This is a genomic window from Halomonas sp. DP5Y7-2, assembly GCF_019802025.1.
In the GTDB taxonomy this organism is placed as follows: Bacteria; Pseudomonadota; Gammaproteobacteria; order Pseudomonadales; family Halomonadaceae; genus Halomonas; species Halomonas litopenaei_A.
Window position 1 is genome coordinate 23,419 of sequence record NZ_JAHVHY010000004.1, and the last position, 15,945, is coordinate 39,363.

Annotated in this window: 13 protein-coding genes; 7 read left to right on the forward strand and 6 right to left on the reverse strand. The window is 62.3% G+C overall.

Features of this window, described 5'->3' with window-relative positions:
• Positions 1-18 precede the first annotated feature (18 nt).
• The 3 genes from xylB (at position 19) to KUW18_RS06880 (ending at position 4,776) form a co-directional block, all read left to right on the forward strand.
• A complete protein-coding gene (gene xylB / locus KUW18_RS06870) occupies positions 19-1,497 on the forward strand; it encodes a xylulokinase (RefSeq protein ID WP_222561072.1) in 1,479 nt (492 codons plus the stop codon).
• Positions 1,498-1,791: 294 nt separating this feature from the next.
• Entirely contained in the window at positions 1,792-3,192 is a 1,401-nt protein-coding gene (locus KUW18_RS06875) for a short-chain fatty acid transporter (protein ID WP_222561073.1), read from the forward strand.
• Between the two features lie 105 nt (positions 3,193-3,297).
• The gene (locus tag KUW18_RS06880; protein WP_222561074.1) at positions 3,298-4,776 is read left to right on the forward strand and encodes an amidase; all 1,479 of its coding nucleotides are present in this window, start codon (positions 3,298-3,300) and stop codon (positions 4,774-4,776) included.
• 24 nt (positions 4,777-4,800) lie between these two features.
• Here KUW18_RS06880 and KUW18_RS06885 read toward each other — a convergent pair whose 3' ends face one another.
• Positions 4,801-5,799, reverse strand: a complete 999-nt coding sequence (locus tag KUW18_RS06885; protein WP_222561075.1) for an LLM class flavin-dependent oxidoreductase — start codon at positions 5,797-5,799, stop codon at positions 4,801-4,803.
• Positions 5,800-6,211: 412 nt separating this feature from the next.
• Between KUW18_RS06885 and KUW18_RS06890 the strand changes: the two genes are divergently transcribed.
• From KUW18_RS06890 to KUW18_RS06905, 4 genes are all read left to right on the forward strand, one after another.
• Positions 6,212-7,882 (forward strand): BCCT family transporter, encoded by a 1,671-nt coding sequence (locus KUW18_RS06890; protein ID WP_222561076.1) that lies wholly within the window; start codon positions 6,212-6,214, stop codon positions 7,880-7,882.
• A 192-nt stretch (positions 7,883-8,074) separates the two neighbouring features.
• Complete coding sequence (locus KUW18_RS06895) at positions 8,075-9,724, forward strand: BCCT family transporter (protein ID WP_222162550.1); 1,650 nt, start codon at positions 8,075-8,077, stop codon at positions 9,722-9,724.
• Between the two features lie 194 nt (positions 9,725-9,918).
• Positions 9,919-10,098: a hypothetical protein gene (locus KUW18_RS06900; protein WP_222162918.1), complete on the forward strand. Its 180-nt coding sequence runs from the start codon at positions 9,919-9,921 to the stop codon at positions 10,096-10,098.
• 48 nt (positions 10,099-10,146) lie between these two features.
• Positions 10,147-10,821, forward strand: coding sequence for an extensin family protein (locus KUW18_RS06905; protein ID WP_222561077.1), 675 nt, complete (start codon positions 10,147-10,149; stop codon positions 10,819-10,821).
• A 42-nt stretch (positions 10,822-10,863) separates the two neighbouring features.
• Here KUW18_RS06905 and KUW18_RS06910 read toward each other — a convergent pair whose 3' ends face one another.
• The 5 genes from KUW18_RS06910 to KUW18_RS06930 form a co-directional block, all read right to left on the reverse strand.
• On the reverse strand, positions 10,864-11,100 hold the full coding sequence (locus KUW18_RS06910; RefSeq protein ID WP_206941722.1) for a hypothetical protein: 237 nt from the start codon (positions 11,098-11,100) through the stop codon (positions 10,864-10,866).
• 271 nt (positions 11,101-11,371) lie between these two features.
• Positions 11,372-11,620 (reverse strand): hypothetical protein, encoded by a 249-nt coding sequence (locus tag KUW18_RS06915; RefSeq protein ID WP_206941721.1) that lies wholly within the window; start codon positions 11,618-11,620, stop codon positions 11,372-11,374.
• Between the two features lie 122 nt (positions 11,621-11,742).
• The gene (gene aguA, locus KUW18_RS06920; protein ID WP_222561078.1) at positions 11,743-12,861 is read right to left on the reverse strand and encodes an agmatine deiminase; all 1,119 of its coding nucleotides are present in this window, start codon (positions 12,859-12,861) and stop codon (positions 11,743-11,745) included.
• Positions 12,862-12,869: 8 nt separating this feature from the next.
• Positions 12,870-14,219 carry a Na+/H+ antiporter NhaC family protein gene (locus tag KUW18_RS06925; RefSeq protein ID WP_206941716.1) on the reverse strand — a complete coding sequence of 450 codons (1,350 nt, stop codon included), beginning with the start codon at positions 14,217-14,219 and terminating at the stop codon, positions 12,870-12,872.
• A gap of 149 nt (positions 14,220-14,368) precedes the next feature.
• Positions 14,369-15,790: an aminotransferase gene (locus KUW18_RS06930; protein ID WP_222561079.1), complete on the reverse strand. Its 1,422-nt coding sequence runs from the start codon at positions 15,788-15,790 to the stop codon at positions 14,369-14,371.
• Between the last annotated feature and the right edge of the window lie 155 nt (positions 15,791-15,945).

The window sequence follows — 15,945 nt, forward strand, 5'->3', positions numbered from 1 at the left end:
GAGATAAGGAGACAGCCCATGTATCTCGGTGTGGATTGCGGCACGCAGAGCACCAAAGTGGTGGTGGTGGACCTGGAAAGGGGAGCATGCTTTGGTGAAGCCAGCCGACCTCACCGACTCGACGAAGGGGCCAATGGGCGGCGTGAGCAGTGGCCAGAAGATTGGACGGAAGCGTTTCGAGGGGCGTTTCACCAGGCGCTTGATCGCGCTGGCGTGACGGCTGCCTCGGTGCGGGCGATCGGGATTTCCGGTCAGCAGCATGGCATGGTGGCGCTGGATGAAAGGGGCCAGGTGCTGTATCCCGCCAAGCTCTGGTGTGATACCGAAACCCACAGGGAAAATGACGCGCTGATCCATGCCCTGGGGGGGGAACAAGGCTGTCTCGAGCGTCTGGGACTGGTGCTGCAGACCGGCTATACCGCCTCCAAGATCGCCTGGCTGCGCCGCCAGCATCCCGAGGTGTATGCTCGGGTCGCCAGCGTGCTGTTGCCCCACGACTATCTCAACTATTGGCTGACCGGAGAGCGGGTGGCCGAGGCAGGGGACGCCTCGGGCACCGGCTACTTCGATACTCGCGCGCGACACTGGCGCCCCGATGTATGGTCGCTGATCGCACCGGAGCTCGACCCTGAGCGGGTGCTGCCGCGGTTGCTCGACTCCCGCGAGGTTGCCGGGCAGGTGCGGCCCGCCCTGGCGCGAGAGCTGGGCTTACGCGAAGGCGTCATCGTTGCCAGCGGTGGCGGGGACAACATGCTGGGGGCCATCGGTACCGGCAACATTGCGCCCGGCATGGTCACCATGAGTCTCGGCACCTCGGGCACGGTATGTGCCCATTCTGCGCAGCCGGTAAAGGCCGAATCCGCCATGGTTGCCAACTTCTGCGCCAGCCACGATGGCTGGCTGCCGCTGGTGTGCACCATGAATACCACCTCGGCGACCAATCGTGTACGGGAGCTATTCGGCCTCGACCTCGCCGGCTTCAATCAGGCGATCCAGTCGGCACCGATAGGCGCCGACGGTGTGACGGTGTTGCCGTTCTTCAACGGCGAGCGGGTACCCGCGCTGCCAGAGGCGAGCGCTTCCTTTCTGGGATTGAACAGCCGCAATACCTCGCCTGCGCATCTATGTCGTGCGGTGGTCGAGGGCGCGACCTTCTGTTTGCGCTACGGGCTTGACCTGCTGGGCCCATTGGCCGATCAGGCCAGTCAGATTCGCCTGATCGGGGGCGGCGCCCACAGCCCCGCCTGGCGTCAGATGGTAGCGGACGTCACCCAGGCAGAAGTGGTGTGTCCAAGCGTCACTGACGCCGCGGCGCTAGGTGGTGCCATACAGGCGGCCTGGTGCAACGGCGAGGGCGAACTCGACAGCCTCTGCCAGTCGCTGATTCAGTTGGATGAGACCACGCGCTGCGTGCCGGACCCGGAGGGTGTGAGGCGCTATCGTGACGTGTACCCCGGTTGGCGACAGGCGCTAGCCACCCTGCACGGAGGACACTGAGGCGCAGGGGCTGTGCCGTGTCTGGCGTTGTATGGAAGAATTCTAATCTAAAGCTTACGTTATCTGCGCTATCGGTCATGACACGTTGACCTGGAATCATGCGCTGCCCTACTGATGTATATAACGCAGGGGCTTCTGGTATTTCACGGGTCGGAAGGCGCTGGCGGATCTTTCCTCGGCGTCTGCATGGCCCTGTGTGTCATCACGTGTCCTGGCCTGGTAGGTCGGGCCCGGGCTCCGGGCCATGCTGGTCGCCGTCACAACAACAAGTGTGGCATTCAAGAGGCTACCAACATGTCGACTCCACAGCGGTCCGTGGCAAAACCCTCTGGCTCTGGCCGATCCTTCTCGTCATTCATGCAGCGCCTGGGTGATGGCGCTGCTTCCTTCGGTATCCGCTGGATTCCCGATCCCTTCGCCCTGGCGGTAATCCTCACGCTGATGGTGTTCGGCGCTGCGCTGGCGTTCACTCCGCATGGTCCTGTGGAGCTGATCGACCAGTGGTACGGCGGTTTCTGGCGCCTGCTGACCTTTGCCATGCAAATGGTCTTGATCGTGGTCACCGGCTTTGGCCTGGCCACCGCACCGTCAATGCAGCGGGCGCTACGCTGGGTGGCCTCGCTGCCCCGTTCACGCACGGGCGCAATTGTGGTGACCGCCCTGGCGGGCAGCATTTTGTCTTTCCTGCACTGGGGGGTCGGTCTGATCGTCAGTGCCTTTCTTGCCAGAGAGGTGGCGCGCTACGCCCGCGACAATGGCCTGGCGGTGCACTTTCCTCTGCTCGCTGCGGCTGCCTACGGAGGTGGGGTCATTTCTCAGACCGGGCTGACAAGTTCGGGTGCCCTGCTGGTCAATACGCCAGGACACTTTCTGGAATCCAGCATCGGCCTGATCCCCCTCTCCGAGACGATCTTCCAACCCTACAACCTGATCTTTGTGCTGCTGACGGTGGTGGTCACGCCGCTGCTGCTGGCACTGTTGCATCCATCGCCCACCACGACCGTGGTCTACGCGGGCCAGGATGATGATGACAGCGTGGAAGAGCCGCTCACCGACGAGGAGCGGCGCCTGCCCGCCAACCGAGTGAACCGCAGCCGCATATTGTGCTGGGCCATCGCCTTGGGCGGTCTGTTCTTCGTGGTGCGCTACATCCTGGCGGAGGGGTTGCTGGGGCTGGATCTCAATGTGCTGAACTTTGGCTTTCTGATGCTGGGTCTGCTGATGCATGGCTCGCTGGGCAACTACTCCCGAGCCATCATGCGGGCGTCGTCTGCCGCAGGTGGCATCATCCTGCAGTTCCCCTTCTACGCCGGCATCCTGGGGCTGATGGCCGGTAGTGGTCTGTTCAGCATGATTGCAGACTGGTTTGTCAGCATCTCGACGCCAGACACCTTTCCGCTGTACAGCATGATCAGCGCTGCACTGGTCAACTTTGCCGTGCCCTCCGGTGGCGGGCAGTGGGCTGTGCAGGGGCCGATCGCTACAGCGGCGGCGCTGCAACTTGGCCTGCCGGCCCATCTTGCCGTCATGTCGGTGATGATGGGGGATCAGCTGACCAATCTTGCACAGCCCTTCTGGCTGCTGCCCATTCTGGGGGTGACAGGGCTCAAGGCCGGTCAGGTGATGGGCTACACCATCCTGCTGATGTTCGTGGTCTTCATCATCAACGCGGCGTGTTTGCTCTGGCTGGTGTAGGGCCGGTTCGGGTAGGCTCGGAAAGCCATGTCACAGTCCCATGGCTTTCCACCAGACGTCCAATACAAGGTCCTGCACAAGGTCCAACAAGACAAGGATGAAGGCATGCCAAGCGATCAAGGGTCCATGCACCAGGATGCACTGCTGTCACTGTCCGCCAGCGAGCTTTCGCGGCAACTGCATGCCAAGGAGCTGAGCTGTAAAGACGTCATGGCCGCATATCTTGCGCACATAGATGCCGCCAATCCGGTGGTCAATGCCATCGTGTCCCGGCGCGATCCTGACCTGCTGATGGACGAAGCCGGCGAGTGCGATCGTGAGCTGGCGGCAGGGCGTTCTCGCGGTTGGTTGCATGGCATCCCCCAGGCGATCAAGGACCTCTCGGCCACCCGGGATATGCCGACCTCGATGGGATCCCCCTTGTTTGCCGGTCAGGTGCCCGAACAGGACGGCATCATGGTCGAGCGCATGCGTCGAGCCGGGGCCATCTTTATCGGCAAGACCAATACGCCGGAATTCGGCCTTGGCTCCCACACCTACAACCAGGTCTTTGGCGCCACGCGAAACGCCTATGATCCTCGCTTGTGTGCGGGGGGATCCAGTGGCGGTGCCGCGGCGGCGCTGGCCATGCGAATGCTGCCGGTGGCGGACGGCAGCGACATGATGGGTTCGCTGCGCAACCCTGCGGCCTATCACAACCTGTTTGGCTTGCGCCCTTCCTTTGGGCGGGTGCCCCATGGACCGGGTCCAGAGATATTCGGCCACCAGTTGGCGACCGAGGGCCCGATGGGGAGAACCGTCGAGGATGTGGCCCGCTTGCTGGCGACCCAGGCGGGGGCACACCCCAGTGCGCCTTTGTCATTGCAAGATGATCCGGCGTCACTGGCAGGCCCACTCGCCCAAGAAGATGCGATCAAGGGCCTGAGAATCGGCTGGCTGGGCGACTGGCAGGGACATCTGGCGATGGAACAGGGGGTGCTGGAGGTGTGCCAGGGGGCATTGGCGGTATTCGAGGATCTGGGTGCCCGGGTCGAGGCCCTGGACCCGGGCTTCGACCCTGCGCGACTGTGGCAAAGCTGGCTGGTATTGCGCCAATGGGCCATCGCCGGAAGCCTTTCCGAAGTGTGGCAGGACGTGTCGCGGCGAGACGCATTGAAGCCAGAGGCGCAGTGGGAAATCGAACAGGGTATGCAGCGGTCGGCGCTGGATGTTCATCGTGCCAATGTGGCGCGAAGCGCCTGGCACGCTCGTCTGCTTGAACTCTTCCAGCAGTATGACGCCCTGGTCCTGCCAAGCGCTCAGGTCTTTGCGTTTGATGTGGAGACCCCATGGCCACCCCAAATCGCAGGACACACCATGGACACCTATCACCGCTGGATGGAAGTGGTCATCGCTGGGTCACTGTCGGGTTGTCCGGTGATCAACCTGCCTGCAGGTTTTGATGCTCGAGGACGTGCCATGGGCATCCAGGTGATCGCCCCGCATCGCCAGGATCTGGCGCTGCTGCGTTGGGCCCATGCCTTTGAACAGGCCGGGCCCGACTGGCTGACGCGGGAGCCCAACTGGCGTCACCTGGCTAACTGAGACAGGGGACTCAGCGAGGGGTTCTCATGCCTGCCGCCATACGTCACTCACCAGCTGGTAGCTGTTGAGGCGATCCTCCAGGGCATAGGTATCCGTGTTGAGCATCAACTCGTCGGCCTGGGTGCGCTCGAGCATGCGCTCCAGGCCGTCGCGCACCGTGCTTGGGCTGCCGATGATCGCCGCGCCGAGAAAGCTCTCGACCTGGGCGCGCTCCATGGGGTTCCAGTCGAGCGAGCGGACCGGTGGCTTGGCGCGTCCCCGCTGGCCGCGAATCAGGCCAAGAAACTTCTGCTGTGCGGTGGTGGAGAGAAAGTGCGCATGTTCGTCGCTGTCCGCCGCCAGTACCGGCAGTCCGACCATGGCGTAAGGCGCCTCCAGCACGGCAGAGGGCTGGAAGTTGCGCCGATAGACCGCCAGGGCATCATCCAGCTGCGCCGGGGCGAATTGAGCGGCAAAGGCAAACGGCAGACCCTTGTGGGCGGCAAGCTGGGCGCTGTAGAGGCTTGAGCCCAGCAGCCAGATCGGCACCCGGGTTCCCTGGCCCGGCACGGCCTGAACTCGCTGTCCCGGACGCGCCTCATCCAGATAACCTTCCAGTTCTTCCAGACGCTGCGGAAAGTCTTCCACCCCCGCGTGGGGGTCGCGACGCATGGCTGCCATGGTGGCAGCATCCGAGCCGGGGGCGCGGCCCAGGCCGAGATCAATTCGCCCAGGATATAGCGTCTCCAGTGTCCCGAACTGCTCGGCAATCACCAGAGGAGGGTGATTGGGCAGCATGATGCCGCCGCTACCGATACGAATGCGCGACGTTTTCCCGGCAATGTGGCCCATCAGTACCGAGGTGGCGGCACTGGCAATGCCTTCCAGGCTGTGGTGCTCCGCCAGCCAGTAGCGAGTGAAACCCAGCGACTCGGTCAAGCGGGCCAGCGCCACGCTATCGCTGAAGCTATCGGCGATGGTGCCGCCGTCACGGATGGGGGCCAGGTCGAGAACAGAAAGAGGGGTAGTGCTGAGGCGAGTCATGAAGCGTTCCTCCGCGATCCGGCATGTTTCGTCAGGATAAAGAGACATCCTGAATGTCGATACCGGCTGATTTTTTGCCGTCCCGGCTTATGTCTAGGGGAAGGTGCTGGCAATCGCACCCAGTTCATTATGATGACACTGGGGTGCGTGAAGCGCGCCTTGTCGTCCTTCACCGTGGCATCCACGGCGCGGTGTGAGCAAACGCCTTGCCATGACGTCAGCACCTTCGAGACGGCGATGGCTAGGTGGGGATGATAGATAACAAACTAACTGTTATCAAAGCATAGGTCTGCAAAGGCTGCTCGGTGAGTCTCCGGGCAGAAACGTTCTCTCGTGAGCGTCCGCGCGAAGTTCTCGCCGGAGCGGCGCTGCACAGGCCTTCCAACAAGCAGTCGAACAAAAGGAAGGCGATATGCAACGTGATGAAGGACAGCGGGTCTTTTATGCCTCCGCCGTCATCATACTGATCCTGGTGGCGCTGGGAGCGCTGTTCCCCGAGGGCTTTGGAGAAGTCGCCAGTCGTGCCCTCGGCGGGGTGTCCCACTATTTTGGCTGGTTCTATCTGCTGTCGGTGACCGGCATTGTGGTGTTTCTGCTGGCGCTGGCCATGGGGCGGTACGGCAAGATTCGGCTAGGGCCCCAGGACAGCAAGCCGGAGTATGGCTTCTTCTCCTGGATCAGCATGCTGCTGGCCGCCGGTTTCGGCGTCGGGTTGGTGTTTTACGGCATGGCGGAACCCATGACGCATTACATCGCACCGCCCTATGGTGACGTCGCACCGGAATCCGCGGCGTCAGCTCGCTATGCCATTCAGTACAGCTTCTTCAACTGGGGTATCCATCAGTGGGCGTCGTTCGCGCTGGTGGGGTTGATCATTGCGTACTACCAGTTTCGCAAGGATCAGGCGGGACTCGTCTCGGTGGTGCTGCGACCACTGACGGCCAAGCGTCCGGGGTTGCGTCGTTTCAATGGTGCGCTGGATGTGTTTGCGGTCGTGGCCACGGTGATGGGGGTGGCGACCTCGTTGGGACTGGGAGTACTGCAGACCAACGGTGGATTGCACGCGGTGTTCGGGGTGCCTGAGAGCGGGCTGTGGCAGTTCCTTATCCTGTTCTGCATGTTTCTGGCGTACATGGCCTCGACCTGGTCCGGACTGGACAAGGGCATCAAGCGCCTGTCGAATCTCAACATGATCATGTGCATCGCCATGATGCTGTATGTGCTGTTCACCGGGCCGACCATCAAGATCCTGGAAACCATCACCCTGGGCCTTGGCGACTACGTGCAGAACTTTTTCGTCATGAGTCTGCGCATGTCGCCTTACAACAATGATCCCTGGGCGCAGAACTGGACCATCTTCTACTGGGCCTGGGTCATCGCCTGGGCACCCTTTGTCGGCACCTTCGTCGCGCGGATTTCGCGGGGGCGTACCATCAAGGAATATGTCTATGGGGTGCTGTTCGTGCCACCGCTGCTGGCATGCCTGTGGCTGGGCGTGTTTGGCGGCACCGCCATCCATATGGAATTGGCGACGGAAGGGCTGGGGCTGGCCCAGGCGACACAGCAGAACATCACCGTGGCGCTATTCGAAATGTTCGACCTGATGCCGTTCTCGGGACTGTTGTCCGTCATGGCCATGCTGTTGATCTTTATCTTCCTGGTCACCTCGGCAGATTCGGCCTCGTATATCGTGGCCCAGATGACGGACAACGGCTCCATCGATCCGCCGCTGTACAAGCGGGTGTTGTGGGGGGTGCTGATCGCCGCTATCTGTCTGACGCTGATTGCCGCCGGCGGCCTCAAGGGGCTGCAATCAGCCTCGGTGCTGGCGGCGCTGCCCTTCACCCTTATTCTGTACATGATGGTGGTCGTCATGGTCCGCGAGTTGCGCAAGGATCGTAAGCTGATGCTCGAGGGCCTGCGGCAGCACTACCGTGAGATGCCGGTGGGGGCAGATGCCTTCGAGGCTCGTGACCAGGCCAAGAGTGATGGCATGCCGCCTCCCGAGGAGGCCCTCAAGGAAGATGATGAAACGGCCGAGAACGACACCGCAACGCTGGTGGCGCCGAAGCCTCAACCGTGACGCCATTACGCCAGCGAGCGGGTAGCCGCGGTGACGTTCGCTATTGATGCCGCTATCGATAGCCATGCCGGTGCCTTGGGGCACCGGCTTTTTTGTGCTCAAACGAATATTCACCTACCGTGATGGACAGTCCGACTTTTGTTAGGGTGCTACGCCCTGATTCTCATGACCGCCGTTTGGCAAGGAGTGTCCATGAACGGTCGAACGATACAGGAGCGTCTACCGCTCGCTGGCAAGGATCGCGTCTTCCGTCTGTCTGCCCTCATCATCATCGCCCTAGTGGCCGTTGGCGCCAGCTTCCCCGAGGCCTTTGGCGACGCCGCCAGTGCCGCGCTTGGCAAGGTGACCCACTACTTTGGCTGGTTTTATCTGCTGGCAGTGTTCGCCTTTGTGATCTTTCTGATCGGCCTGGCGGTGAGCAAGTACGGCAAGGTACGCCTGGGTCCTCAGGACAGTACGCCGACCTATGACACCTTCTCGTGGATCAGCATGCTGCTGGCGGCGGGCTTTGGTGTCGGGCTGGTGTTCTATGGCATGGCCGAGCCCATGACCCACTTTGCCGTACCCCCCTATGGTGCGGTCGAGGCGGAAAGCGTGGAGGCCGCGCGCTATGCCATTCAGATGAGCTACTTCAACTGGGGGGTTCACCAGTGGGCGGCCTTTTCGCTGGTGGGGTTGATCATCGCCTACTTCCAGTTCCGCAAGGATCAGGCCGGGCTGGTGTCGTCGGTGCTGTCCTCGATGACGGCCAAGCGACCTGCCATCCGTCCCTACACCGACTGGCTGGATATCTTTGCGGTCGTGGCCACCGTGATGGGGGTCGCGACGTCGCTGGGCCTGGGCGTGCTGCAGATGAATGGCGGTCTCAACGCTGTGTTTGGTCTGCCGGAGAACGGTTGGTGGCAGGCGATCATCCTGTCGGTCATGTTCCTGGCGTACATGGCATCGACCTGGTCCGGCCTCGACAAGGGCATCAAGCGCTTGTCCAATCTCAACATGGCCTTGTGCATCGCCATGATGCTGTACGTGCTCTTCACCGGCCCGACGGTGAAGATTCTCGAGACCATTACGCTGGGGCTGGGCGACTATCTTCAGAACTTCATTGGCATGAGCCTGACCATGTCGCCCTACAATGACGACCCTTGGGCGTCGCAGTGGACCATCTTCTACTGGGCCTGGGTCATTGCCTGGTCGCCCTTTGTCGGCACCTTTGTCGCTCGTGTCTCGCGCGGACGAACCATTCGCGAGTATGTGCTTGGCGTGCTCGTCGTTCCGCCTTTGCTGGCCTGTCTGTGGATCGGCGTCTTCGGTGGCGCCGCCCTGCATATGGAGTTGGGGGGAGATGCCGGACTGGCAGCGGCGACACAGAGCAATATCACCGTGGCCCTGTTCGAGATGTTCGACCTGATGCCCTTCTCGACGCTGCTGTCGGTGGTGGCGATGCTGCTGATCTTTATCTTTCTCGTCACCTCTGCGGATTCTGCGTCATTCATCGTGGCTCAGATGACCGATAACGGTTCCATCGCCCCTCCGCTCTACAAGCGAGTGTGCTGGGGGCTGCTGATCGCTGCCATATGCCTCACCCTGATTGTGGCGGGGGGCCTCAAAGGGCTGCAGTCCGCCTCGGTACTGGCGGCGCTGCCGTTTTCGTTCATTCTCTTCGGCATGATGTTCGTGCTGGTCAAGGAATTGCAGACGGATCGTCGCAATATGCTGTCCCAACTCTATCGCCAGCATGGCGAGACACCCGTCGGCGCCGATCCCTTCGAAGCCGGCAACATGGCGGAAGAGGAGCGCTTGCGTCGGGCCCCCAACGTCGTCAACCGGCGCATCAATCACTAGCCTAGACCCGCCGGCAGCGGGGGCCGCTTCCGATGCGCCCCCGACTGTCCACAGGCCATCATCCGACGGCGCCATGGCGGCGGCGCCTAGCGCCGGCCGCCTCCTCGTTGGGTAATTGAGGTATTCTGGATGCTTTGGTGGTCAGGGAGGCCGCCAGCACGTAAGCTCAAGGTATCGTCGGAAGGATCTCGGCCATGAATTCTCCACCTGCCCGCGGCGCCACCCGCCGCAGGGCATCGTCTCGTCGCAGACGCCTGTCGTTCACCTGGACCAGTTTTGATCGCTGGCTGGATCGTATCGTCACCGTAGCCGTGCTGACGGCAGTGGCTGTGGGACTTGTGGCGTTGGCAATGTCGTTGTTGGTGGAGCCGTAGGCGGCACTTCAGACCGCCGCCAATGAGCTCAAGCGCCAGGGAGGGGGAATGATCCAATGGCTGCTGGTGATGCTGCTGGTGCTTGGCATTGCGCTGGACAAGGGCATTATCGTCATCCCTGACCGCTACAATCCCTGGGCTCCCATTTCCTTGGACGCTTCTCCTGGCCCCTGGTTTCGCTACAAGCTGTCCCGCCTGGGCGATGATCCCGAGGCGTGTCGCAGCGTGTTGGCCAGTGACCCCGCTCAGCGCTTCTCTGCGATGGAAGATGCCACCGTCGGCGACTGTTCGCTTACCAACCTGGTGCGCATGCAAGGCGGTGATGTCGCCGTTCAGCCGCCGGTCATGACCCGTTGCCCGCTGGCGGTTGCGTGGGCGATGTATGAACGTGGGCTAAGCGAGGCCGCGAGCCGCCAGTTGGGCACCGGCATCGCCCGCATCGAGCATATGGGCAGCTTCGCCTGCCGCAATATCTACGGACGGGCGACCGGCCGGCGTAGCCAGCATGCTACCGCAGAGGCGTTGGATGTCGGGGCCTTCATCACCACGGATGGTCGCAGGATCAGTCTGCTCAATGATTGGGGTGAGGGGGCACCGGGGCGATTCCTCAAGGACGCGGGGGATCACGCTTGCTCGGTGTTCGGTACCGTTCTGGGGCCTGATTACAATGCCGCCCACGCCGATCATTTTCATCTCGGCGTGGGCGGCAGGGTGTGTCGCTAGCGGCGTTTCAGAGCATCCGCCGGTTTTGCGGCGGCGGTCTGATCAGCGGCTCAGGTCGATGTCATTCGAGTCGGTCGCCGCTCCGGTGGCAGCGCCAACGCCGCCCCCGATAACCGCGCCCTTGCCGACATCGCCACCGGTGATGGCGGCAGCACCTGCGCCGACCGCGGCGCCAACGCCAGCGCCGCTCAGGGCTCGCTCACCCGTGCCGGTTCCGCACGCCGCTAGACCCAGCGCCAGTGTGGCAGCCATCAGACAGCTCAGTGTCAGTCGTTTCATGCCGAGTTCCTCATTGGTATCGGAGTTGCTCATACCTTAGGCCGGTGGGTTAACTGTGCGCAAGTGGAACAAATTTGAACGAAATGTCTCCAAATTGCGCCAAAGTGATCGGCGAGACGGGTTCGTCGTGTCGAACGGGTCAGGTTGACATGCCCCGGCGACACGACGGATCGACATGCCAGACACAGCAAGACGCCGTCGGCGGTTAAGCGCGACGGCGTCTTGGTGCTGGCGTCCGACAATGGCTCGGACGCTGTCTGATCCATCGGGATCAGTTGTCGAGGTCGATATCGTCCTCGTCGGTGGCAGCACCCGCAGCAGCGCCAACGCCGCCGCCAATGACAGCGCCCTCGGCCACGTCTCCGCCGGTGGCGGCGGCAGCGCCAGCGCCCACGGCAGCGCCAACACCGGCACCGCTAGCGGCACGCTCGCCAGTGCCGGTGCCGCAGGCGGCCAGGCCCAGGGTCATGAAAGCAGCCAGCAGCAGGCTGGAGAGTGTCTTGATGGAACCCTTCCTCATGATGTTTCTCCTTTGCTGTTATGTGCCTTTTCGAGCCTATGGATCTTGGCGTTGGAGCACAAGCCCTTGATTCAGCGCTGGCTGTCTCTTAAAGGAGACGCTTTCCGTGGTGAGCGAGACACTCAGGGCCGTGGCTGTTGCTGGGTGATGCAGTGAATGTTCCCACCGCCCAGCAATATCTCGCGAGCGGGCACGCCAACCACACGGCGGTCCGGGAACAGGCGCGCCAGGATGTCCATGACGGTGGCGTCATGGCGCGGGTCGAGCTGGGGCATGACCACGACACGGTTGCCAATGTAGAAGTTGACGTAGGACGCCGCCATCCTGTCGCCGGGGCGACGTGGGTGGGAGCTGGCCAGTCGATCAATGCCGCTGGCCTCATCCTCTGCGATGGTCAGCGGGCCAGGCTGTGGCAAGGGATGCACCGTGATGGTTCTGCCCTTGGCATCGGTACTGGCCTCGAGCACCGCTCGGGCTTCCCGACAGATGGCGTACTCGGGATCGGTGTCGTCGTCACACCAGGTCAAGGCAACTTCGGCCGGGCCAACAAAGCAGCACAGGTTGTCGACGTGGCCATCGGTTTCATCGAGATAGCACCCCCTGGGCAGCCAGATGACCTTCTGGATACCCAGGCTATCCTGGAGCCGGCGCTCCATGGTGGCGCGATCCATGCCGGGGTTGCGATTGGGGTTCAGCAGGCACTCTTCGGTGGTGATCAAGGTGCCTTCGCCGTCGACATGAATGGCGCCGCCTTCCAGCACTACCTCCACATCAAAGCAGGGAATGCCCAGCATCTCCGCGATCTTGGGCCGAATCCTGCGGTCCTTGTCCCAGGGGAAGTAGAGCCCATCCTTGAGGCCGCCCCAGGCGTTGAATTCCCAGTCGACCAGAGCTAGGCCCTTGTCCGGATGCACCAGGAAGGTCGGACCGACGTCTCGCATCCAGGCATCGTTGCTGGAAAGTTCGACAACACGGACGTGGGCCGGCAACTGGTGCCTGGCATTTTCATACTGATCGTCGTTGACCCCGACGTAGACGGTCTCGCTTTCGGCAATGGCACTGGCGACAGCGACGAAGGCTTGCTGGGCGGGTTTCGCGCCGAGGCGCCAGGTGTCGGGACGCTGGGGCCAGAGCATCCAGCACGCATCGTGGGGGGCGAATTCCGCCGGCATGACATAGCCCTGTGCGGCGGGCGTAGCGGCGGACGGTGCGACAGATGAAGGGCAGTGTGTAGGGTGCATGGCAGGACTCACAGCAGACCAAGGATCAGAAAGACGCCGGTGGCGAGTGCCGCCGCGATCAGGACATAGGGAATTTGGGTCAGGGCGTGGGCCATCGGGCTGCAGCCGCTACCCTGGGCCGAGAGGACGGTGGAATCGCCATAGAAGCAGGCGTGGCTGCCGAAGGCGCTGGCCGAGATCAGTGCGCCAACCACCAGCGGCATGTTGGCGTCCATGCTCATGGCGAGCGGCAGGACGATGGGCATCGCGACCGCAAACAGCCCCCAGAACGAGCCTGTGGCAAAGGCCAGGAAGGCCATGGTGACGAACACCACGGCAGGCAGCAGGCCGGCGGTCATCAGCGGTTCGACGGCAGCGATGACAACCTCGGTCAGGCCGAGCACATCGTTGACTTCCTTCAAGGCAAAGCCTGCCACCAGGGTGCCCAGCGGCATGATCATCGCCTTGAAACCCTCCAGCGCCGTATCGAAGGTGTCGTTGAAGCTCAGCAGTCGCTGCACGGCGATCAGCACCAGGGTGACCGCCAGGGCCACGATGACGCCGCGCAGGATGTCGATATCGAAGTACCAGGTGGCGACGATCAGGCTTGCGATCGGCAGCAGGAAGTTAAGCAGGTGAGGGCTCTTGCCATCGTACTTGGTGTCGATCTGCAGAGCATGCTCTTCCCCGCCATCGGGGACGGGCTGTCCGCCCCGGGCACGCGCTTCGGCCTTCTTCATGGGACCAATATCGGGCAGCCAGCCAAGTGCTACCAGCGGCACGATAGCGGCGGCGACCCAGGCATAGGCCATGTACGGAATGGAAGAGATGTACAGCGACATGCCGTTGCTGGCCACGTCGTTGTCCTCCAGCAGTCCCGCGAAGAACACCGCCCAGGTCGAGAAAGGCACCAGAATGCACACCGGCGCCGCGGTGGAGTCGACGATGTAGGCTAGCTTCTCACGGGATACGCCGAAGCGGTCGGTGATCTTCTTCATCGAGGCGCTGATGGTCAGTGCATTGAGGTAGTCGTCGACGAAGATCACCAGGCCCAGCACCCAGGTGGTGAGGAGACTTTGCCGGCGGCTATGCAGGCGGCGGGTCATGGCGTCGCCGAAGCTGAGCACGCCGCCGGTCTTGACCAGCAGGGCGATCAAGCTGCCAAACAGCCCGCAGACCAGAATGATCCAGGTGACGGTGTCGTTACCGAGCACGTCGAGCAGAATATCGGAGCCCCGCGTAATGACTTCGCTGGGGGCGATCATCAACAGGCCGACGAGGCAGCCAGTCAGCAGGGATTCGATGGTACGTCGGGTGATGATGGCGGTCACCAGCACCACCAGGGTCGGAACCAGGCTCCATGCGCCGTAGGTGTCCATGCAAGCTCCTTGTTTCGCTTTAGGCGAGCGTTGTTATTGAGGGGAGCGGTGGCCGCCACCAAGGGGAGTCCTCGACAGGGTGTGTCGCTGAGGCGGCCTACTCAGGTGATGTGCTGTTCCCTGCCAGTCATTGGCAGGGAACACCTCGGCTACAGGTAGCCGTCTTGCCTGAGCGATGCGCTGGTGGCTGCCAGCGCTTGATCGAGTATCTCCACGGCGGTGTCGACGGTGTCGCGGGTCCAGATCAAGGGGGGAGAGATGACGTTCAGGTGGCCCACGGGGCGAATGATCAGGCCACGCTTCTGGGCCTCGTGGGCCACGCGATCGCCCACTCGCGCCTCGACGGGGAACAGGGCCTTGGTGGCTTTGTCGGCGACGTTTTCGATGCACATCATGAAGTGGCTGCCGCGTACATCGCCGACGGTATCGTGGTGGGCCAGGGATGCCAGGGCCTGTTCCAGATAGGGGCCGACTTCACGCACGTTGGCACAGAGATCTTCGCGCTCGAGAATCTCGATGTTCTTCAGTGCTGCGGCGCAGCTCACCGGGTGACCGGAATAGGTGAAACCTGTGCTCAGGACGCCGCCCTTGCCCTGAGGAGTGCCGAGCACTTCGTAGAGGCGGTCGGAGATCAAGGTGGCGCCGAGTGGTGCGTAGCCGGACGACAGTCCCTTGGCCAGGTTGATGATATCGGGCTGGGTAGCGAAGACCTCGCCGGAGGCGAAGACGTGGCCGAGGCGTCCAAACCCCGTCACTACCTCATCGGCGATGTAGAGGATGTCGTGGTCGCGACAGACCTGCTGCATTCGCGCGTGGTAGCCGCGAGGAGCGACCAGCACGCCGCCTGCCCCCATGATCGGCTCGGCGATGAAGGCGGCTATCTGGTCGGCACCGATCTCATCGATGGTGGCGGTCAGCTCGTTCACCAGATGATCGCAGTAGGCTTCTTCACTCATCCCTTCGGGGCGGCGATACATGTTGGCTTCGCTGAGGTGGGTGACAAGCTGGTCGAGGGTGTCGAACTCCCAGTTGTTGCTCTCGATGCCTGTCAGGCTTGCGGCCAGGTAGGTGGTGCCGTGGTAGGCATTGCGCCGCGAAAGAATGCGCTTTTTAGAGGGTTTGCCCAGACGGTTGAAATAGTAATGAACCAAGCGAATGGTCGCGTCATTGGCGGTAGACCCACCGCAGGTATAGAACACATGGTTGAGATGGTCGGGGGCCAGGTCGGCCAGCTTCGCCGCCAGTTGCGCAGCCGGCGCGTTGGACAGGTTGTTGAAGGTCGAGAAATAGGCCATGCGGGTGGCCTGGTCCGCCATCGCCTGACCGATCTCGGCACGTCCATGGCCAACGTTGACGCACCACAGTCCGGCGATGCCGTCGATGAAACGATTGCCATGGACATCTTGAACGTAGATACCCTCGGCGTCCGTGATCAGCTCACAGCCCTTCTCGTGGAAGACGCTGAAGTCGGTGAACGGATGGATGAAGTGATCCTTGTCCTGTTGCCATAGTGTTGCTGCATCCAGAGGGGCAGTCGTTGGCGCGGAAAGGGGGGAGTGGGCTGTTGTCATTGGTGGCCTCCTTGTTCAGGCCATCAGTCTCTCCAGTCTCGCCCTGTCGGTGACATATCCCCATGAGGGTAGATGGGATGAACAGAGGGCGTGACGGTCATGGCTCCTTTCCATGGTGCGGTCGCGAAAGCGGCCGCTGGCTTGGGGCTGCCGAT

What these genes read in the sequence shown, in the direction of transcription:
- xylB (WP_222561072.1), top strand. Translation starts at nt 19, where the DNA reads ATGTATCTCGGTGTGGATTGCGGCACGCAGAGCACCAAAGTGGTGGTG.
- aguA (WP_222561078.1), bottom strand. Translation starts at nt 12,861, where the DNA reads ATGCACCCTACACACTGCCCTTCATCTGTCGCACCGTCCGCCGCTACG.
- KUW18_RS06930 (WP_222561079.1), bottom strand. Translation starts at nt 15,790, where the DNA reads ATGACAACAGCCCACTCCCCCCTTTCCGCGCCAACGACTGCCCCTCTG.
- KUW18_RS06880 (WP_222561074.1), top strand. Translation starts at nt 3,298, where the DNA reads ATGCCAAGCGATCAAGGGTCCATGCACCAGGATGCACTGCTGTCACTG.
- KUW18_RS06895 (WP_222162550.1), top strand. Translation starts at nt 8,075, where the DNA reads ATGAACGGTCGAACGATACAGGAGCGTCTACCGCTCGCTGGCAAGGAT.
- KUW18_RS06885 (WP_222561075.1), bottom strand. Translation starts at nt 5,799, where the DNA reads ATGACTCGCCTCAGCACTACCCCTCTTTCTGTTCTCGACCTGGCCCCC.
- KUW18_RS06925 (WP_206941716.1), bottom strand. Translation starts at nt 14,219, where the DNA reads ATGGACACCTACGGCGCATGGAGCCTGGTTCCGACCCTGGTGGTGCTG.
- KUW18_RS06915 (WP_206941721.1), bottom strand. Translation starts at nt 11,620, where the DNA reads ATGAGGAAGGGTTCCATCAAGACACTCTCCAGCCTGCTGCTGGCTGCT.
- KUW18_RS06905 (WP_222561077.1), top strand. Translation starts at nt 10,147, where the DNA reads ATGATCCAATGGCTGCTGGTGATGCTGCTGGTGCTTGGCATTGCGCTG.
- KUW18_RS06910 (WP_206941722.1), bottom strand. Translation starts at nt 11,100, where the DNA reads ATGAAACGACTGACACTGAGCTGTCTGATGGCTGCCACACTGGCGCTG.
- KUW18_RS06890 (WP_222561076.1), top strand. Translation starts at nt 6,212, where the DNA reads ATGCAACGTGATGAAGGACAGCGGGTCTTTTATGCCTCCGCCGTCATC.
- KUW18_RS06875 (WP_222561073.1), top strand. Translation starts at nt 1,792, where the DNA reads ATGTCGACTCCACAGCGGTCCGTGGCAAAACCCTCTGGCTCTGGCCGA.
- KUW18_RS06900 (WP_222162918.1), top strand. Translation starts at nt 9,919, where the DNA reads ATGAATTCTCCACCTGCCCGCGGCGCCACCCGCCGCAGGGCATCGTCT.